The sequence below is a fragment of the Prevotella phocaeensis genome, from assembly GCF_900065875.1.
GTDB lineage: Bacteria > Bacteroidota > Bacteroidia > Bacteroidales > Bacteroidaceae > Prevotella > Prevotella phocaeensis.
Genome location: NZ_LT160615.1, coordinates 39,727 through 60,184 on the forward strand (window position 1 = coordinate 39,727; position 20,458 = coordinate 60,184).

14 protein-coding genes are annotated in these 20,458 nt (G+C 42.1%); 8 read left to right on the forward strand and 6 right to left on the reverse strand.

Annotated features, from left to right (window positions below; genetic code table 11):
• Positions 1-2: 2 nt before the first annotated feature.
• Positions 3-695: a phosphatidylserine decarboxylase family protein gene (locus BN3912_RS00170; RefSeq protein ID WP_036859867.1), complete on the reverse strand. Its 693-nt coding sequence runs from the start codon at positions 693-695 to the stop codon at positions 3-5.
• 117 nt (positions 696-812) lie between these two features.
• On the opposite strand from BN3912_RS00170, the gene dnaE reads away from it, so the two are divergent.
• The 8 genes from dnaE (at position 813) to BN3912_RS00210 (ending at position 15,553) form a co-directional block, all read left to right on the forward strand.
• Entirely contained in the window at positions 813-4,520 is a 3,708-nt protein-coding gene (gene dnaE, locus BN3912_RS00175; RefSeq protein WP_023984790.1) for a DNA polymerase III subunit alpha, read from the forward strand.
• A 71-nt stretch (positions 4,521-4,591) separates the two neighbouring features.
• Positions 4,592-4,906: a thioredoxin gene (gene trxA / locus BN3912_RS00180; RefSeq protein WP_004368443.1), complete on the forward strand. Its 315-nt coding sequence runs from the start codon at positions 4,592-4,594 to the stop codon at positions 4,904-4,906.
• 303 nt (positions 4,907-5,209) lie between these two features.
• On the forward strand, positions 5,210-6,835 hold the full coding sequence (locus BN3912_RS00185; protein WP_023984791.1) for a glycoside hydrolase family 76 protein: 1,626 nt from the start codon (positions 5,210-5,212) through the stop codon (positions 6,833-6,835).
• Between the two features lie 225 nt (positions 6,836-7,060).
• Positions 7,061-9,301, forward strand: coding sequence for a beta-glucosidase (locus BN3912_RS00190; RefSeq protein ID WP_023984792.1), 2,241 nt, complete (start codon positions 7,061-7,063; stop codon positions 9,299-9,301).
• 101 nt (positions 9,302-9,402) lie between these two features.
• The gene (locus BN3912_RS00195; RefSeq protein WP_036859870.1) at positions 9,403-12,522 is read left to right on the forward strand and encodes a glycoside hydrolase family 2 TIM barrel-domain containing protein; all 3,120 of its coding nucleotides are present in this window, start codon (positions 9,403-9,405) and stop codon (positions 12,520-12,522) included.
• Between the two features lie 344 nt (positions 12,523-12,866).
• On the forward strand, positions 12,867-13,382 hold the full coding sequence (locus BN3912_RS00200; protein ID WP_004368447.1) for a DUF4251 domain-containing protein: 516 nt from the start codon (positions 12,867-12,869) through the stop codon (positions 13,380-13,382).
• Between the two features lie 2 nt (positions 13,383-13,384).
• Positions 13,385-14,518 (forward strand): energy transducer TonB, encoded by a 1,134-nt coding sequence (locus BN3912_RS00205; protein WP_016665527.1) that lies wholly within the window; start codon positions 13,385-13,387, stop codon positions 14,516-14,518.
• A 525-nt stretch (positions 14,519-15,043) separates the two neighbouring features.
• Positions 15,044-15,553 carry a toxin-antitoxin system YwqK family antitoxin gene (locus tag BN3912_RS00210; RefSeq protein ID WP_004368449.1) on the forward strand — a complete coding sequence of 170 codons (510 nt, stop codon included), beginning with the start codon at positions 15,044-15,046 and terminating at the stop codon, positions 15,551-15,553.
• A gap of 69 nt (positions 15,554-15,622) precedes the next feature.
• On the opposite strand, the gene BN3912_RS00215 is transcribed toward BN3912_RS00210, so the two are convergent.
• From BN3912_RS00215 to BN3912_RS00235, 5 genes are all read right to left on the reverse strand, one after another.
• Positions 15,623-16,372: an exodeoxyribonuclease III gene (locus BN3912_RS00215; protein ID WP_023984793.1), complete on the reverse strand. Its 750-nt coding sequence runs from the start codon at positions 16,370-16,372 to the stop codon at positions 15,623-15,625.
• A gap of 3 nt (positions 16,373-16,375) precedes the next feature.
• Complete coding sequence (locus BN3912_RS00220) at positions 16,376-16,951, reverse strand: DUF4840 domain-containing protein (RefSeq protein ID WP_023984794.1); 576 nt, start codon at positions 16,949-16,951, stop codon at positions 16,376-16,378.
• Positions 16,952-16,998: 47 nt separating this feature from the next.
• Complete coding sequence (gene folE / locus BN3912_RS00225; protein WP_036859907.1) at positions 16,999-17,592, reverse strand: GTP cyclohydrolase I FolE; 594 nt, start codon at positions 17,590-17,592, stop codon at positions 16,999-17,001.
• A 20-nt stretch (positions 17,593-17,612) separates the two neighbouring features.
• Entirely contained in the window at positions 17,613-18,302 is a 690-nt protein-coding gene (locus BN3912_RS00230) for an SPOR domain-containing protein (RefSeq protein WP_023984796.1), read from the reverse strand.
• 74 nt (positions 18,303-18,376) lie between these two features.
• Positions 18,377-20,446, reverse strand: coding sequence for a BT_3928 family protein (locus tag BN3912_RS00235; protein ID WP_445468269.1), 2,070 nt, complete (start codon positions 20,444-20,446; stop codon positions 18,377-18,379).
• Positions 20,447-20,458 lie beyond the last annotated feature (12 nt).

Genomic DNA, 20,458 nt, shown 5'->3' on the forward strand with positions numbered 1-20,458 from the left:
GTTTATTTTAATTTAGCAATAACGGTTTGATCTCCGGTAGTGCTTTGTCCCATCTTCACGCAAACTTCCGTACCAATAGGCAAGAATACGTCGACACGAGAACCGAATTTAATAAAACCGAGATGCTCGTCTATATAGCATTCTTCACCTTCTTTTGCGTAGGTAACGATACGTCTTGCCACTGCACCTGCAATCTGCCGGCATAACACGTCCACCCCCTCAGGTGTTGTAATCATCACATCAGTATGTTCATTTTCTTCACTTGCTTTGGGGAGCCATGCTTTGTAGTAGTTTCCGTTAAAGTGTTTAACGAATTTCACCTTACCGTCTACGGGAAACCAATTGGCATGTACGTTAAATAGACTCATGAATATGGATATCATGAGGCGCTTCTCGTGAAGATATTCGTTCTCTTCAACCTCTTCGATAACCACGATTTTGCCATCGGCAGGGGCTACTACGATTTTATTGGTGTCTTCAGAAGCGAAATATCTGATAGGACATCTGAAGAAATTCAATATGATACCATAAATTAATCCGAAGATGAAAAGGAAACTCCAAAAAGGTATTTTGCTGTCAAAACTATGCCAAAGAATCAGCGCAACGGCAGCTATGACAATAAAGCTATTGATGATCATATCTGTACCTTCGCGATGTATTCTGATTTTCTTTAGTTTGTTTATCTTTTTTATCATAGTAGGCAGAACGATTTTTACTGTTTGCAAAGGTAATCGTTTTTTATTTATTTCGCAAATTTTTTTGGTTATATCGTTTTTAAGCTGTAACTTTACAGCTCAAAGTTTATCACGGTTATGGAAGATTACGTACACTTGCACGTCCACACATATTATTCTATTCTTGACGGACAATCTAAGATTTCTTATCTTGTAGACAAAGCGATTGCCGACGGTATGCGCGGTATGGCTTTGACAGACCACGGTGCAATGTTCGGTATCAAGGAGTTTTCTGATTATTGTGAGGGGGTGAATAAGAAGCGGAAAGCCGAGGGTAAGGAACCTTTTAAACCGATTTTTGGGTGCGAGATGTATGTGGCTCGTCGCCATAAGGAGGATAAGGAAAAAGATAGCGGTGATAAGAGCGGATATCATCTAATTGTATTGGCTAAAAATTATAACGGCTATAAGAATTTGATTAAACTCGTTTCTCGTTCTTGGGTGGATGGCTATTATTATCGTCCACGTACCGACCATGATGATTTGGAGCGCTATCATGAAGATTTGATTGTATGTTCTGCATGTATTGCCGGTGAGGTTCCATCGAAAATACTCAAGGGAGATATTGAAGGTGCACGTAAGTCCTTAGAATGGTATAAACGGGTTTTTGGTGAAAATTTTTATTTGGAATTGCAGCGTCATGAAGTAAAAGATCCATCGTTGATAGCCAATCGGACTACATATCCCTTGCAGGAAAAGGCAAATAAAATGTTGATAGAGTTTGCCAAGGAGTATGGTATTAAACTGATATGTACTAATGATGTGCATTTTGAGGATAAAGAGACGGCGGAAGCACATGATCATCTACTCTGTATATCTACACAGGCCGATTTGGATGATCCGAACCGAATGAGGTATACCAAGCAAGAATGGTTCAAGACGCGTGCCGAGATGAATGAAGTTTTCTATGACATGCCGGAGGTGTTGAGTAATACACTTGAGATACTCGATAAAGTAGAAATATACAGCATTGGGCACGATCCGATCATGCCATTCTTTCCAATTCCTGAAGATTTTGGTACGGAAGATTTATGGCGCCAGAAGTTTACAAAAGAAGATCTTTATAAAGAATTCTGTTCCGATGAGAATGGAGAAAATATGATGTCGCCGGAAGAAGGAGAACTGCGAATCAGACATTTGGGAGGATATGATAAGATATACAGGATCAAGTTCGAGGCTGATTATCTGGCAAAACTCGCATACGACGGTGCAAAAAAGGTGTATGGTTCTCCGATGCCTCAGGAAGTTATTGAGCGTGTAAAGTTCGAACTCCACGTAATGAAGACGATGGGATTTCCGGGATATTTCCTTATCGTGCAGGATTTTATTAATGCCGCGCGTAATGAATTGGGAGTTATGGTAGGCCCAGGGCGTGGTTCTGCAGCTGGTTCTGTGGTAGCCTATTGCCTGGGTATTACCCAAATCGATCCTTTGAAATACGATTTGCTATTCGAACGTTTCCTTAATCCTGACCGTATATCGTTGCCTGATATTGATACAGACTTTGATGATGATGGGCGTGGAAGAGTACTCCAGTGGGTGATGGATAAATACGGACATGAGAATTGTGCACATATCATCACCTATAGTAGTATGGCCACGAAGAATTCTATTAAGGATGTAGCACGTGTGGAGAAATTGCCTTTAGAAAAATCGAATGCTTTATGTAAGGCTATTCCGGATAGACTTCCCGATGGAATGAAGATGAATCTTACCAATGCCATTCACTGTACACCAGAATTAAGAGAGGCTGAAGCCTCTACCGATTCTCGTGAACGTAATACCATTAAATACGCAAAGATGCTTGAAGGTACAGTTCGTGGGACGGGTATACATGCTTGTGGTTTTATTATCTGTCGAGATCCGATCAGCAATTGGGTCCCTGTTTCCACAGCAGATGATCCTGATTTCAAAGATCAGAAAGTGCCAGTAACACAGTATGATGGGCACGTAATCGAGTCTACTGGACTGATTAAGATGGATTTCCTCGGGCTGAAAACGTTGTCGGAATTAAAAGAAGCCGTAAAAGATGTCAAAATATCATTAGGTATAGAGGTTGATTTGGACCATATTCCGTTGGATGATGAGCTTACTTATAAGCTTTATCAGGAGGGACGTACTATCGGCACGTTTCAGTTTGAATCGCCCGGCATGCAGAAACATTTACGTGAACTTCATCCTACAGTATTTGAAGATTTGATAGCGATGAATGCGTTATATCGTCCGGGACCGATGGATTATATTCCTGACTTTATCAGAAGGAAGCATGATTCTTCGTTGGTGCAATATGATATTCCATGTATGGAAAAGTATCTGAAAGATACCTACGGCATTACAGTATATCAAGAACAGGTGATGTTGTTATCGCGGCAACTGGCCGGTTTTACCCGTGGCGAGAGTGATGCGCTCCGTAAGGCAATGGGAAAGAAAAAGAAAGCGATCGTAGATGCTATGAAGCCTAAATTTATCGAGGGCGGGAAAAAGAAAGGGCATGATCCGAAGGTACTTGAAAAGATTTGGACCGATTGGGAGAAGTTTGCATCGTATGCATTCAATAAATCGCATGCCACTTGTTATTCGTGGGTGGCTTATCAAACGGCCTATATGAAGGCACATTATCCGGCGGAGTATATGGCTGCCATTATGACACGAAGAAGATCAGACATCAAGGAAATTACTAAATTGATGGATGAATGCAAATCGATGAACATCGCAACTTTAGGTCCGGATGTGAATGAAAGTTATCTTGAATTCGGTGTAAACAAGAAAGGAGAAATACGTTTCGGGCTGGCGGCAATAAAGGGTATGGGCGATGCGGCAGCCGAAGCTATCATAAAAGAACGAGAAAAGAATGGAATTTATAAAGATGTCTTCGATTTTGCCCAGCGTGTAGATTTTAGTTATGTAAATCGTAAAGCTTTCGAAAGTTTGGCTGTTAGCGGCGGTTTTGATGACTTTGGCCTGCGTCGTGAGCAATATTTTGGTGTAAATACCAAAGGTGATATGTTTTTGGATACCTTAGTAAGATACGGACAAATGTACCAAGCGGGGCAGACGGAAGCACAAAACTCGCTCTTTGGCGATGCCGATGCGATAGAGATTGCTACACCTCCAGTACCACAAGGCGAAGAATGGAGTACGATTGAGAGACTTAACCGTGAACGCGAACTTGTAGGTATCTATCTGTCGGCGCATCCGCTCGACGATTTCAGTATCATTCTAAATTCGATGTGCAATACTCATTGTTCGGAATTGGATGACAAGGCGGAGCTTGCAAAGAAAGACGAAATAACGATCGGGGGAATTGTAACAGGTGTAAAATCTAAATTTACTAAAACAGGTAAACCTTGTGGTTTTGTAACCATTGAAGACTATGAAGGCAGTGGAGAGCTTGCGTTTTTCGGCGAAGAATGGGGAAAATGGAATGGAATGCTCACAGAAGGATGTACGGTATTCATCACTGCGAAATGTCTGCAGAAATACAGAGACAGCGATTATTACGACTTCCGTATTTCTGATATACAGTATATGCAGACAATAAAGAAAGAGCGGATAGAAAAATTTACTATTACAATGAGTGATGTTGCGGTAGATGAAAGTCTGGTGAACGATATTGCAACGATGGTCGTTCAGAACCCGGGTACCACACAGCTGTATATTCAAATTGTGGACAAAGAGCACAATAATAGCATTTTATTACGGTCGATGGCTAAGAGTGTCAACTTAACACACGACCTTATCAGTTATATTGAAAGCAATCCGGAAATGAGCTATCATGTAAATTGAAATATAGCATAATCTTTAAAAATAAGATAAGATTTACCGAAATAATTATTTAATAAAAGAAAAATCATAAGATGGAAGTTACAATTACAACCGAGAATTTCGAGAGTTATAAGAATGGCGAACTGCCATTAGTAGTAGATTTATGGGCGACATGGTGCGGACCATGCCGGATGGTGGGGCCGATTATCTCTGAACTTGCCAACGAGTACGACGGTAAGATCGTTGTAGGAAAGTGCGATGTAGAGGAGAATGATGAAGTTGCCATGCAGTTCGGAGTTCGCAATATCCCTACTATTCTCTTTTTCAAAGGCGGTCAGCTTGTAGATAAATTTGTAGGTGCAGCACCTAAGGCTACGATAGAAGAGAAGTTTAAGGCTTTATTATAGGCGAAAATAAAATCTTCATATTGTTCAATGAGCTATAATAATCATTATTATTTCGTAAAAGTATAACTTTATTTTAGCCATCACAAAGAATGTTCAAAGAAGAGATGGAAAAATAAGACAATGCCATTGTATATCCTTTTTAGCACTTATTTTTGTATAAGTTTTAATGTCGGGATATATAATGGCATTATGATATTAGTGGTATTTGTAAACCGTATGGTAATTTAATCATTATCTTTCGAGAAATATGAAGTACAAAGATGATGTTTGATTATATTTTTTAAGAAATGAAATCCAACACAAATGAGAGCGTTTTTCTTTATTCTATTGGCGGTAGGTATTACTGCCAATGTGAATGCTACAAGATTGAAAACACCTGAAAACCATAAGCTCGTTGCCGAACAAAACTTGAGAAGGGCCATGCAGCTTCTTGATACAGGCGTTTCGAAGTTCTTTTCTGGTGATGATATGAGGATGGCAGACGTCTATGATGTGACCGATCATCGTGCTAAAGGTACGGCGGATGTGTGGCCTTATACTGCTGTAATCGAGTCGGTAAATTCGGTTCTCGAAGCTTTAGAGAGTGTGAAAGACATCTATCCCGATATTTATGCAGACAACCACGAGCGTTATGTAACCTTGCTCGGCAAGTTGCATGACAATTTGGGCTACTATAAAGGCAATTTTTCTTTGCACTCTTATGCTCGTATTGCCAATTGGAGTGTTTACGGAGTTCACAGAAGTGGTTCGATAGGAGGTGCAAATGTCTCCGGTATAGAGAATGTGTATGACGATCAGGAATGGCTTATAAGAGAGATGCTTCGTACATACAATCTCACTAAAGATAAAAAATATCTTGATGAGGCGGAGAATTTGGCAGCTTATGTCATAGACGGATGGGACTGTTATATTGATGATAATGGCGATGAGTATGGCGGAATAACATGGGGACCGGCCTATAATTCGAAGCATTCTTGCAGTAACGGTCCGTTTATTTCTCCGCTCGTATGGCTGTATGATATCTATAAAAACGATGTACACACTACGATGGTCAAGCGAATTATTACTGGCAATGGTACACGAAAGACCGAATATCCGCTAAAACGCGATAATTATCTCGATTTTGCCAAGAAGATATATGCTTGGCAGAAAGCCAAACTCTTGCGTAATGGTGTGTATGCAGATATGCTGGGAGCCGATAATACGATACAATACGTAACTGTTGGCAACAAGAAATACCGTAAACATGTGGATGTAGGAGGTGCCACGGGGACAGCTTTTTCGTATAATACGGGCACGATGCTCTCTGGTGGTGCCGATTTATATCGTGTAACAGGAGATGCTTCTTATCTCTCTGATATCCGATTGTTATCGAGGGTATCTTATTTCAAATTCGCTTCTACGGTTACGATCGATGGCAAGCAATATCATGAGTATGTGTATCGTACGAGGTCGAACAATGAAAAGACGGTTTATTATTGGGACGGTTTCGACTGTTGGTTCCACGATGTATATATGAGAGGCCAGCAGGCTGTGCACGATTTTTCGGGCGATTACTCAAAAAAAGTGCTCGATGAGTTCCAGACAAATCTCGACTATGCATTCGATAATTATCTGAAAGACGGGTTGTTGCCGGTAAATTTACTTGGCGGATGGGGGGCAGAAATCGGCGGCGAATGGAGAAATATTTCCGAAATACGTTGCATGTTCCAGTTTACTTTCGCTTCTGAATATGCCATGCTGGTAAAATATAATATGGATATTACCGGAATAAAACGGTTGCAGGAAAACGTTGGGCGGGTTGAACACGTTAATGTTTATAGCGTTGATGGACGACAATTGCGGAGCAATATTTCGAAAGAAAATTCGTTGAGCGGGCCTGCTCGGGGTGTTTATGTTGTGGATGGTCGTAAATATGTAGTGAAATAGGGATGTTAAGGAATGCTATATTCTTGCAAATGTAACTATGTCTGCAATATATTTTAATAAAGTCTGTTTATTTAAAATGGGAAACCTGATAAAATAAAACTAAACTTAGAACAGAACAACCTTTAGACTCTTCTTTGGCAATGTTAATAATAAAAAATGTTATTGATACGCCAACTTCAATAAAAAGATGTACTTTTGTAAAACATTATAATTTTAACCTTGAATATGAATAAATTATTTTTAGGAACCGTATTTTTTATGGTATCCAATGTTATTTGTGCACAACAACTTAGACTGAATGAAAAAAATGTAGATCAAATTCTTAAGGCAATGACGCTTGAAGAGAAAGCCCAGTTGCTGGTTGGAGTATCTCAAAACCTTGTGAACGGTGCTGCCGGTGCCGTTGCCGGTTTTCCGCAATATGGCATTCCGAGTGCTATTTTGGCGGATGGTCCCGCTGGTTTGCGGATTGATTGGAAACGCGACGGCGATCGTAATAGCTATTATACTACGGCATTCCCTGTCGGTAGTTGTCTTGCTGCATCGTGGGATGTAGACCTTGCACGGCAGGTTGGCGCGGCTATGGGTAATGAAACGAAAGAGTTCGGCTGCGATGTATTGCTGGCTCCCGGTATGAATATCCATCGTAATCCCCTGTGCGGGCGTAATTTCGAATACCTTTCGGAAGATCCGGTTGTATCGGGAAAGATCGCAGCGGCCATTGTGAACGGTATTCAAAGCAGTGGTGTAGGTGCGAGTGTTAAGCACTTTGTGGTAAATAGTCAGGAAGATGCTCGTCAATCTGTCAATGAGATTGTTTCGCAAAGAGCCTTGCGTGAGATTTATTTAAAGGGTTTCGAAATAGCTATCAGAGAGAGTAATCCGTGGACGGTTATGTCGTCTTATAACCGTTTGAACGGTCCTTTCACACAGGAAAACTACGAATTGTTGACTACGTTGCTGCGCGATGAGTGGAAATATAAGGGAATGGTGATGACGGATTGGACAGATCCACGCAACACAGTAGCACAAGTTCATGCCGGTAATGATCTGATGGAACCCGGGCATAAGGAGCAAGTACAGCAGATTATCGATGGTGTAAAAAACGGGAAACTAAGTATTGAAGAAGTTAATCGTAATGCAAAACGCATTTTGGAATTTATCCTTAAAACACCCAAATATCATGGGTATAAATTTAATAACAAACCTAATCTGAAAGCTCATGCTGCCCTCGTTCGCATCGGAGGTGCCGAAGGAATGGTACTTTTGAAGAACGAAAACGGGGTATTGCCATTGAGTAGCAATGTTAAGACGGCAGCTCTTTTTGGTAGTGCATCCTATTATTCCATGTCGTGTGGTTTGGGTTCCGGTACAGTTAATCCCGATCATGTGGTGAATATTGTAGATGGTTTGGCCGATGCAGGTATCAGTTGTACCAAAGATTTGCAAGAACTGTATGCGGAAATGCATCGGTTTGAAGATGCTCGTCATACCATGGAACGCGGTGATGACTATGATTGGAAGCCCGGACGTGTGCAATATCCCGAATTTGAATTGGGCAACGATGCCATCCGTTCGCAAGCTAATAAAGCCGATATTGCCATATTTACGCTCGGTCGTGAGGCAACAGAAGGCTCCGATCGCCCCGTTACAGGCAACAATGGATTTAATCTGACCGATTTAGAAATAAGGATGCTCAAAAATGTTTGTCGTGAGTTCCACGCTTTGGGCAAGAAAGTAATCGTGGTGATCAATAGCGGCAGCGTAATTCAGACTGCCAACTGGAAAGATGAACCCGATGCCATACTTCTTGCATGGCAGCCCGGCGAGGAATGTGGATATTCGGTTGCCGATGTTCTAACGGGGAAAGTAAATCCATCGGGAAAATTACCTATGACGTGGGTAGAGGATGTAAAGGACCATCCATCGACTAAAAATTTCCCGATGAAAGATGGCTGTAACCTTAGTGAATCGCTTCACGAAGAGGGTATCGATGTCGGATACCGTTATTTCAACACGGCACAAAAACAAGTATCTTATCCTTTCGGTTATGGATTGAGCTATACATCTTTCTCTTATTCGAAACCGGTTGTAAAGAAAACAAAAGAAGGTTTCCGCGCTACTCTTGTGGTTTCAAACACCGGTAATAGGAGTGGAAGAGAGGTGGTGCAAATGTATGTTTCCGCTCCGAAAGGGAATTTGAAGAAACCTGCAAACGAACTAAAGGCATTTGCCAAGACTAAAACGTTGAATCCGGGCGAGAAACAAGTGCTGAGTTTCGATGTTTCAAACTATGGACTTGCGTCGTTTGACGATGCTCTTGACCAATGGATCAGCGATAAGGGAATATATGTAGTAAAGTTCGGTGCATCGGTGGAAGATATTAGGGCTGAGGCCAAATACAATTTGAAAAAGGCTTTCGTCAAGAAAGTGAATGATATATTGAAGCCTAACAAGGTTCTCTAATCTGCTTATTGTTTAATACGGAAATGTATCGGCCTAAAAGTTATGTCTCCTATGAGAGTATAATATAGAGACTGTTACATTTCCATGTTTTGCTTTTTTATATGAAAAAACTACTTATCACTTCGGCTTTAATAGCCATGAGTCTGCCATCAAGTGCAGTTATCGGGCAATTGCCTACGTTTTCCGAATGGCATGATATGCAGGTAAACGAGGTCAATCGTTTCCCTATGCATACTAATTTCTTTACTTACGAATCGGTAGAAAAAGCATTGAAAGGCGATAAAACCGCATCTTCCAATTATCTCTCTCTCGATGGAGAATGGAAGTTTAATTGGGTAGAGGATGCCGACAAACGCCCTACTGATTTCTACAAAACGGAGTACAACGATGCTTCGTGGCACACAATGAGGGTTCCCGGGATATGGGAACTTAACGGATATGGCGATCCGGTATATGTAAATGTAGGCTTTGCATGGCGGGGACATTTCAAGAATAACCCGCCTGAAGCGCCGATAAAAGACAATCATGTGGGTTCCTACCGTCGTGTTGTCGATATTCCTAACGATTGGAACGGCCGACAGGTTGTCGCTCATTTCGGTTCTGTTACATCGAATATATATCTTTGGGTGAATGGGAAGTTCGTAGGATATGCCGAAGATTCGAAGGTAGCTGCAGAATTTGACATTACTCCATATTTGAAGAAAGGCAAAAACCTGATAGCTTTCCAAACCTTTCGCTGGTGCGATGGCAGCTATTGCGAGGATCAGGATTTCTGGCGTTTGAGCGGTGTAGGACGTTCATGTTATCTTTTTACCCGCGATGCATCGACTCAGATTACCAATATCCGCGTTACTCCCGACTTAGAGAATAACTATACGGATGGCACGCTTGCTGTCAATGTCGACGTTAAAGGGCACCCCATCGTAGAGTTCCTGTTGCTGAATGACAAAGGAATTGTGGTAGGCAAGAATACTGTAGACTTTAAAAAGCATAATTTCGGGGCAATTCATTTCAAGTTACGGAATGTAAAGAAGTGGACTGCAGAAACGCCCTATCTCTATACTCTTGTGGCTACGGTTATGCAAAATAATAAAAAGATAAGCGCAATACCGCAGAAAGTAGGTTTCCGAAAGGTAGAAATCAAGGGCTCCCAGTTGCTTGTCAACGGGCAACCTATTTATATCAAGGGTGCCGACCGCCACGAGATGGATCCCGATTTCGGCTATTATGTAACTCCGGAACGCATGCGGCAAGACCTTCAGATAATGAAGCGTTTCAATATTAATGCCGTGCGTACATGCCATTATCCCGACGATCCTTTGTGGTACGACCTATGTGATGAATACGGAATTTATATATGTGCCGAGGCTAACCAAGAGAGTCATGGCTTCGGATACGGCGATGAAGCGGTATCGAAGACGCCTCTTTTTGCCAAACAAATATTGGAACGTAACCAACATAACGTAGAATCGTTCTACAATCATCCAAGTATTATCTATTGGTCTTTGGGCAACGAAACCGCCGATGGCCCCAACTTTGCGGCAGCATACAAATGGGTTAAAGAGCGCGACCATAGCAGGCCGGTGCATTGGGAGCGGGCTATAAAAGGCGATAATACGGATATTTACTGTCCTATGTATTTGCCGCAAGATGAATGCGAGCGCTATGCATTTTCGACAGCCCCCGAAGATCAGAAGCCTTTAATACAGTGTGAATATTCTCATGCCATGGGTAATTCGGGCGGAGGCTTTAAGGAATATTGGGATTTAGTGCGCAAATATCCCAAGTTTCAGGGCGGTTTTATTTGGGATTTCGTAGATCAAGGGCTACACGGAAAGGACGCACAGGGGCGCAATATATATAAATATGGTGGCGATTACAATACTTATGATCCTTCCGACAACAACTTCAACTGCAACGGACTCATAAGTCCGGACCGCGTACCTAACCCGCACATGTATGAAACAGGATACTACTATCAGAATATTTGGGCCACGCCTGTCGACCTTAATGCGGGTAAAATCAAAGTCTATAATGAGTATTTCTTCCGCGATTTAAGCAATTATAAGCTCGTATGGAATATCACAATAGACGGCAAGAAAGTGCAGAATGGCGAAATAGACAATCTTGACATCGCACCCCATGAGACCAAAGAATACGCGTTGGGCTATCGTCTCGGCGACTCATATCAGGGAGAAGTGCTTCTGAATGTGGCATTCTGCCTGAAATCGGCAGAACCGCTGATGGAGTCAGGTCAAACTGTTGCGTACAATCAGATGCCGATCAAAGATTATCAGTTCGGTAAACCGATGGTTTTGAAAGGCGAGCAAGGCAGTAAATTGAAGCTTGTCAATAAGAAGAATGCAGATGCCATTACGGTGTCGAACGATCTTTGCAACATTGTTTTCAATAAGACTACAGGCCGCCTTACCGACTATACAGTAGGCGGACAACATATATTGGGCGAAGGCGGAACGCTGAAACCGAACTTCTGGCGTGCCGTAACAGACAACGATATGGGGGCGGAACTCAACCTTAAATATAAGGTATGGCGGAACCCTGTATTCGAGTTGCAGCACATAGATGCTCGAAAGCAGGGCGATGCCGTACAGGTGACGACTGTTTACACGATGCCGGAAGTAAAAGCCACACTTGCGCTTGTTTACACTATCGACAGGGGAGGAAGCATGCAGGTAGAGCAGAAACTGACGACAGATAAGGCTGCCAAGGTGCCGAATATGCTGCGTTATGGTGTGGTGATGGAACTTCCGTACGATTTAGATCGCTCGGAATTCTACGGCAGAGGACCTATAGAAAATTATTCCGACCGCAAACATTCACAGTCGATCGGTATTTATTCTATGACTGCCGATGAGCAGTTCTACCCCTATATCCGTCCGCAAGAGAGCGGAACCAAGAGCGATATTCGCTGGTGGAAGCAGACCAACAGCGCTCAGAAGGGCTTCCGCATAGAGTCGGATAGGGCATATTCTGCCGGTGCATTGCATTATGCCATTGCTGATTTAGATGGCGGAGACAAGAAGGAGCAACGCCATTCGCCGCAAGTTCCTAAGTCTAAGTATACCAATCTTTGCCTCGATTTGGTACAAACCGGCGTCGGAGGAGTAGACAGTTGGAGTCCTAAGGCCGAAGCACTACCCGAGTATCGAGTTAACTATAAGGATTATAACTTCGTATTCCGCATTATTCCGTTGAAATAATGTAGCGGTTTTCTTGATAAAATGCAACCTCTGCCTGTATTTCCCGTATGGAAATAGGCAGAGGTTTTTCGTTTCTGTCCAGACTGCAGCGGGCGTGGAGAGTTTGTAAGTATTCCGAATGTGTTGGAAAAGAGAGGGGCGAGTTTGAAATAGGCATGTGGTGTATCGGTAATAAACTGCAAGTATAAAACGATTATAAGTACTGTCTAATACAGATATACCGTCTTTTTAAGGATAGGAGTAAGGGTGTATAGGGCGATAAGAGCATGCAGAACTAAAAAATGCTAAAATGCTCTTTGTATGTTGGAAATATCGTATCTTAGCAGAAAAATAGGAGGATATGTATGAAGAAAATAATATTATTGACAGTTGTTTCGGCGGTTTTAGCTGGTTGTACGGTATCGCAACAAACTGTACAGCAGAAGGCTGAGCAGCAAATAAGGACTGCACGGCAGGTGAGAGAATTATTGCAAACCCGCCGCTATGCCGTGGATATTAAATATATGTATCCGCAGCGAGGCATGATGAAGGCTCTCGATTACGGATATGGGGTTCGTATATCGGGCGATTCTATCTATTCTTATCTGCCTTACTTTGGGATAGCTCGCGGATATGTGCCATATGGAGGAGGGAAAGGTTTGCATTTTAAGACTGTTTTTTCTGATTATTCGATACATAAATCTAAGAAACATCTTACACAAGTCGTGGTTATTGTAACCAATGAGGAAGACCGTTATCGATATACTATGGACATTTACGATAATGGGAACGTGCAACTATCTGTGCAGGCCGATAGACGCGATTTCATTTCTTTTTCGGGAGAAATGGTTTTGGACGACAAGAGAAATACGAAAGAATAGGCATGAGAAAGCTATCGATATTATTGGTTGTGATGCTGTGCTGTGCGAGTATGTCTGCTACAGGCGCATCGGTGGAGCGGAAATGGAGCACAATATATGTGAAAGAGCACCTGTATTACCATCTTGGAGACGAGTTGAATGTTGTCGATATAAATATAGAATGGCCGGAAGCTATAGATTATTCGGCTGTAAAACCGTTGCAACAGTTTATTTCGAAGAAACTTTTTCAGGTGGAAGCCGATAATCTGAAACAGGCTTATACGGCTTTCAAGAAACGGTTCGGGGAGCCTGTTACGCAAAAGTTCGATACGCTTCCCGATGACCGTAAGTATTGCTATGTAGACTGTTCTTTGAAACAAATTGCACATAGCGAGGGGAGGTTCATCTCTTACCGCCTTTCTTATGTTTCGTCTCCGGCCTCTCTGTCGTCGCAACCGAGCGATACGGTAAACATCTTGTTTACCTACGATGTTATTCATGATAGGGTGTTGATGATGAAAGACATATTGCGCGGAAACCGTGTGTCTGGCGATGTAGGAGGACAGGAGTTTTTCTTGAGGGTAGTCGATGGAACGAATGCAGATATTCCCGATGATATTGGGGCCATGTATCTCACAAATGCGTGTTTGTATGACAAGGGGATGCTTGTCGATGCAGTAGTGGTTACGCAGGAAAGTTTCCATATTCCGGTCTCCTCGGCCATTGGATTAGAGGATAATAAGAGCTTCTTTTCGAAGGGCTCGGCAGGTTTGTTTAATGATCGTACGCCAGTGGTGCATTCTGTCTTTAGGCCTGATAGTACGACATTGGATGGGCGTGTTATCGCGAATACTGTTGATGCGAAGCCGGCCTTTCAAGGCGGTATGGATAGTTTGCAGCATTTTCTTTCTTTGCATGTGAAATATCCCGATTTCGAAAGATTTAATAATATACAAGGCAGTGTGTTACTTTCTTTCGTTGTAGACGAGCGCGGACAAATTTGCGATATACGTGTTATTCGCCCCGTATCTCCTGCCATCGACCGTGAAGCAGTGCGCGTGTTGGGCATAATGCCACGGTGGGTACCGGCGAGAAAAGGCGATATGGCGGTGCCGTTCGAAATGAATATTCCGATTAGTTTTCAAGTCGTAAACTGACGGGCTGTGAACATTCAACCGGTGTGTTTAAGATTGTAGGAAGGCAGAGGAGCCAGATGACAATCTTTTTTTTATGTATTTATCTCTTTATTTTTTCCTTTGTCTTTAAATAGCATTTCATGCTGTTTTAGTTATCTTTTTGTGATTTGTGGTGTGCTTATTATGTCCGATTTGTAAGTATATTCTCTTTAAAGTCATCACAATGGTAGTGTGGTAAATATATTTTACATTATAATTGAAAGTGTGTTGGTGTGATAGGTGCAAGGGAAATACCTGTTGTGTGCATAAAAGTGTCATAGTGTAAGTTGAAGGGCTAAATTTTAAACAGTACAAAGTATGCGTATTTGCAAATTGTAAGTTTTGGAGCCCGTTTTTATTAGTTTTGGTTTTTTAATGTACCTATATGTTTTAGTTGTATTTTTGATGAAAAATAATGATAAAATAAAGTTAATTTTTTGTATGTGTTTCAATTAAATATATTACTTTTGCGGCAGAAAATGAATAAAAACCTAAAAAATATAGAGTATGAAAAGAGCTATTCTTTTATCAATGGTATGTATGATGACCGTTTTTAGTTTCGGTCGCAATCATGTTTCTGAGAATGCAACAGTTGTTGCAGACACTATTTTTTATAACGGTAATATGCTGAATGTTGCCAATAGAGCGGATGCAAGTTATTATCGTTTACTTATGAGAACGGCACATGGAATGAAGACTCAGGATGTGTTTCAGGACTTTTATCTTGATGGAACACTAAAGGCTGAGGGCGGTTACAGCTTTATTGATTTGAGCAATGATGCCAATACTGTTTTGGATGGTGAGATAACTACCTACTATGCAAACGGTAAAGAGAAATGGCATGGCAATTATGTAAATGGAAAACGTGATGGGTATTTCACCATGCAAATGCGTGATGGAAGCGTCGCTGTGGTAGAGTTTGTGAAAGGAGAGTCAAAGCATAAGTATTATACAGTGACGAGTCCCGACGGGAATATGCAGAAACTTCCTATATCAGAACTGAAATCTCTCTTATAAATACAAAACATAAAATCATAAAATTAACGTAAAAAGGTACACCTCGTGATGAAGTGTACCTTTTGTTTTTTATCTTAAATCCAATTCTATGGGGCAATGATCGCTGCCGTAGATGTCGGTATGTATCTTTGCATCGGCAATTCTTTCTTTCAATCTCTCCGATATGAGGAAATAGTCTATGCGCCATCCGGTGTTTCTTTCTCTTGCACGAAATCTGTATGACCACCACGAATAAGTAACTTGTTCTGGGTAAAGAGTTCTGAAAGTGTCTATAAATCCGCCGGCAAGCAGTTCTGTCATTTTTTCTCGTTCCTCGTCTGTAAATCCGGCATTGCGCCTGTTTGTCTTGGGATTTTTAATATCAATCTCCTCGTGGGCTACATTCATATCGCCGCAAACAATAACGGGTTTACGTGCATCCAATGCCAGAAGATACGCTTTGAAGTCGTCTTCCCATCTCATACGATACTCTAATCGGCGCAGTTCATCCTGTGAATTAGGCGTATATACCGTTACAAGAAAGAAGTTCTCTGTTTCAAGTGTTATCACTCTGCCCTCATGATCGTGCTCGTCGATACCTATACCGTAAGTTACGTTTAGAGGGGTTTGCCTTGTAAAAATGGCCGTACCCGAGTAACCTTTCTTATCTGCGTAGTTCCAATATGATTGGTAACCGTTGAACGCCAAGTCGAGTTGCCCTGCCTGCATCTTGGTTTCTTGAAGGCAAAAGAAGTCGGCATCGAGCGATTTGAAAGAGGTTTCGAAGTCTTTGCCCACACATGCTCTGAGACCATTCACATTCCACGATATCAGTTTCATGCTTTAATTTTCTATATAGAAGTAAACAGGAGTGAAAGTTGTCGTTGTATTATCTATCGTCATAGAATTTGCGGTAAAGAAATATCCCATGCGTCTATTTGCGGGTAAGAATACGCATGCCAGCATTTGTGTAGCGAACTGTACGACGGCATTGTACGTTCTTCCACCATCGCTGAAGCTGAATTTTAATTCCGGACTAACTGTTCTAAAGCCGTAAACTGAGGAATTTAAGGCGTAGAATTGCATATAGCACTTCACTTCAGCTGTAACCGATGTGTTTTCTAATGCTGTTTTGATGCTTGGAGCTATCAATGTAGCTCCCTTGGCAAGCATGGATACCGGAAAATTCTTTACCGTAATCAAGGAGTCTACCTTCCAGTTGATGTTATTTACTGTACCGGAATCTTTGTCGCAAATCCACTTCATCTTGCCTGAATAGGTACCTTGCATATTCTGAAGTGCAATTCTTAAGTTCTCTACATTTAGGCCATTGTCTGAATTGTCCGAGTTTCCAAGACACGAGGTTATCGCTATCATGCAGCTGATACCTACAAAAAGTTTAGCAAAAATAGATTTCATATTCGTGTATTTTATAAAAGTTTGTAGTAATAAGCTATTTATTTAGTTTATATTCTTTTTGTTTCTCCCCGCAGCAGGTTCATGAACTCTTCGCGGGTTTTGGCTTGGTTAAAGGCCCCGCTAAAATCGCTTGTCGTTGTAATGGCATTCTGCTTCTCGACTCCTCTCATCTGCATACACATGTGTTTTGCCTCGATTACCACCATTACTCCGAGCGGTTTCAGCGTATCTTGTATGCAGTCTTTTATCTGTTGTGTCATTCTTTCCTGCACTTGAAGGCGGTGACTGTAGATATCCACCACACGTGCAATCTTACTAAGTCCCGTTATATAACCGTTAGGAATATATGCTACGTGTGCTTTTCCGTAGAAAGGCAGAAGATGGTGCTCGCACATAGAAAAGAAATCAATATCTTTTACAATGACCATCTGGTTGTAGGTTTCGGCGAAAAGGGCATCTGTAAGTACCCTGTGCGGATCTTGTCCGTAGCCTCTGGTCAGTATCTGCATGGCTTTGGCCATACGTACAGGTGTCTTTTGCAACCCATCTCTGTCCGGATTTTCGCCAAGCAGCGACAATATGTCTTTATAATGTGCGGCGAGTTCTTCGAGTCCTTCGCGTATATCTGTTTCTGAATTCATGATCATTCAAGCTACCTGCTTTAATATTGTACGGTTATTTTCCCTTTTACTATACATGCCTGTTTGTAGCCCATCGATTGTATTTTTCTTAAAACGATATTGGCTTCCTCCAAACTTCGGTAGTTTCCTATGCGACATATCCATCTCGGAGAATAGAAATGTACATATACCGGTTCTTCCGGAAAGTTCATTTTTATCTGGTTGCGGATACTTTCAGCGCGTTGTCTGTCGGCTCTCGAGTTACCTCCGGCAAATACCTGTACGCGATAGCCCGTTACTTTGTAGATGTTACGCGGTACCTTTTTACGCAAATCAAGCGTTGGTATATCGAATTTGTCGGTTTCTGTTTTACTTTCACTCTTTTCCTTTTTATCGATTACCTCGTGTTTCGTAGTGTCTTTCCGTTTAGCTGAATCGTTCTCCTGCTGCTGACGTACGGTGGCTGTTTCTGCTGTACGTTCAGCCGTTGTTGTCTTATTGATTGTTTTAGTATCTTTCTGTTCTTTCTTTACTGTTTGTGTATTTGCCGGTTCTTTTACTGCGGCAGTTCGGTTCTTACCGTTCACTAATTCGTCTATTTCCTTACTCTGTTTTACGATAACAGTACCTTGTCCTTGAACTTTCTTTTGCAGATGTTCAAGATAAGTCTGCGCATTAGCAATGATGGCAGGACAGAGTATAATAATAAATAATGTGACGAATTTCTTCATTTTGCAATATTTATAAATAAAAAGAAGCAAGGCCACCTGCCATATCGACAGGTACCTCGACTCTTATAGCGATGTTATTTCTTCCATGCGTCGATAATGCCTTTGAAGTCGGCAGCCTTTAAAGAGGCACCACCGATAAGACCTCCATCGATATCAGGCTTTGCAAACAGCTCTGGGGCATTACTTGCTTTGCAGCTTCCGCCGTAGAGTATTGTCGTTTCTTCGGCAACTTCTTTGCCATATTTTTCTGCAATAGCCGAACGAACAAAGGCATGTATCTCCTCTGCTTGGTCTGAAGTTGCGGTTTTGCCGGTACCGATAGCCCAGATAGGTTCGTATGCTATGACGATATTTTCGAACTCTTCTGCACTCAGGTTAAATACAGAGCCTTCGAGTTCTGCCTTTACAACCTCGTTTTGTTTATTGGCTTCGCGTTCTTCAAGTGTCTCCCCGATACAGAAGATAACCTTTAAACCGTTCTTCAATGCAAGCAATACCTTCTCTTTAAGGACTTCCGGCGTCTCATTGTAATACTGGCGACGCTCCGAGTGCCCAAGGATAACGTACTTTGCACCGGTACTCTTCACCATTTCTGCAGACACCTCTCCCGTGTAGGCACCCTTTTCTTTATCGGCACAGTTCTCTGCTCCGAGCGCTACAACATTCTGATCGAGCACATTTGCTACGCTTGCAAGGTGAATAAACGGGGTACAGATAACCACATCGCAGTTCGGCTTGTCGCCTTTCAATGCATTGTTAATCTCGGTAGCCAATGCAACTCCCTCTTGTAAATTGAGGTTCATCTTCCAATTACCTGCAACAATTTTCTTTCTCATCTTCTTTTTGTTTTTTATAAGTTTATATATTTTGTTAGAATGTTCTTTGCCCTTGAGCCATCGGCTCCATGCCCAAAGACGATCGGCAATGGTCAGTAACAGGAGCGGCAGTATGAACCAGAGGAAAATTTTGACCACTTTACCCGGAATACTATCATCGGGCATCTTGCCTATTTTCGTTTCTGCAAGTGGTTTGTTCAATGTTCCTGTATCGGGTAAATCGTTATGGCTCCATTTACGGATAACAACTCCGTCTTTCAATAACAGTAGTCCCGGGTTGCTTCGGATGATGGTCTTCAATGTCGTTGCATCGGTATTGAAGAACTTATATTCTGCTCCTGTTATATCTTGCCAGTTCTTAATGGCCTTTTCAGAGCTCGCTGTAAGACAGTAAAACGGATAGCCGAAGTCTTGTGCATATTCGTATATCTGGTCTATATCGCCGAAGTTACTGTCGTCGGCATGCTCAAGATAGGGTGAAATCAGTAGGAATGTATAGCCCCGATGGCCCAATATCTCGTTTGTTTTATCGTTGCCGCCTATTTCTTGTATCGAAAAGTCATGGATGGGCGGCACATATCCGGCTTTTGTCTGTACGGTTTTCGAGTCGATGAATGTCCATGTAGAGTCGGGATAATTGTCGAGTGTGAACTCTTTACGTACCCCATTCTTCTCCATAATGAATGTTGTTTCGAACTCAGGCTGCGGGGCTTCCTTCGGTATCTCCATGCTCTTGGGTATGTCGCTCCCGATATGATAGGGACGGAAGTCGAACATAGGCAGCTTATACAGACTGTATGCACTCGAAAAGAGTATAAACACGATGGTATAGTTGATCACTATCCATTGATTGGATTTAGATATGGCACGCTTCATACGGAGCGGAAACCATGCCACCACAGCCGAACACGCAAGCAACACCAAGTTTTTGGCGAGCGTCATGCCGTTGGATAGCTTTACCGCATCGCCGAAACATCCGCAGTCGGCTACCGGATCGGCTATGAATATCCATATTGTAATTATCGTCATCACGGCGATAAACAGGCAGATAAGTTTGGATGTAAACCGCCTACGTATGGCAAATAACAAGAATATGCCGAGACAGAACTCCAATGCCGATATGCTGATAGAGGTGGCAAGCGTTATCCAATCGGGTACAATACCGCCCATCGACAGCGCTTCTAAATAGTCCTGTATCTTATATTGAGTGCCAAGCGGATCGACAGCCTTTACAAATCCCGAGAATATCAGTACGGGGGCAACTGCCAATCGGCACATATTGACTGCTATCGTCTTGAACAATTCCACGCTTAATCTGCA

Excerpts from the sequence above, each read along its gene's own strand:
- BN3912_RS00170 (WP_036859867.1), bottom strand. The coding sequence starts at position 695 with ATGATAAAAAAGATAAACAAACTAAAGAAAATCAGAATACATCGCGAA.
- BN3912_RS00205 (WP_016665527.1), top strand. The coding sequence starts at position 13,385 with ATGAGAAAGCTATCGATATTATTGGTTGTGATGCTGTGCTGTGCGAGT.
- dnaE (WP_023984790.1), top strand. The coding sequence starts at position 813 with ATGGAAGATTACGTACACTTGCACGTCCACACATATTATTCTATTCTT.
- BN3912_RS00190 (WP_023984792.1), top strand. The coding sequence starts at position 7,061 with ATGAATAAATTATTTTTAGGAACCGTATTTTTTATGGTATCCAATGTT.
- BN3912_RS00210 (WP_004368449.1), top strand. The coding sequence starts at position 15,044 with ATGAAAAGAGCTATTCTTTTATCAATGGTATGTATGATGACCGTTTTT.
- BN3912_RS00220 (WP_023984794.1), bottom strand. The coding sequence starts at position 16,951 with ATGAAATCTATTTTTGCTAAACTTTTTGTAGGTATCAGCTGCATGATA.
- trxA (WP_004368443.1), top strand. The coding sequence starts at position 4,592 with ATGGAAGTTACAATTACAACCGAGAATTTCGAGAGTTATAAGAATGGC.
- BN3912_RS00185 (WP_023984791.1), top strand. The coding sequence starts at position 5,210 with ATGAGAGCGTTTTTCTTTATTCTATTGGCGGTAGGTATTACTGCCAAT.
- BN3912_RS00215 (WP_023984793.1), bottom strand. The coding sequence starts at position 16,372 with ATGAAACTGATATCGTGGAATGTGAATGGTCTCAGAGCATGTGTGGGC.
- BN3912_RS00230 (WP_023984796.1), bottom strand. The coding sequence starts at position 18,302 with ATGAAGAAATTCGTCACATTATTTATTATTATACTCTGTCCTGCCATC.
- BN3912_RS00195 (WP_036859870.1), top strand. The coding sequence starts at position 9,403 with ATGAAAAAACTACTTATCACTTCGGCTTTAATAGCCATGAGTCTGCCA.
- BN3912_RS00200 (WP_004368447.1), top strand. The coding sequence starts at position 12,867 with ATGAAGAAAATAATATTATTGACAGTTGTTTCGGCGGTTTTAGCTGGT.
- folE (WP_036859907.1), bottom strand. The coding sequence starts at position 17,592 with ATGAATTCAGAAACAGATATACGCGAAGGACTCGAAGAACTCGCCGCA.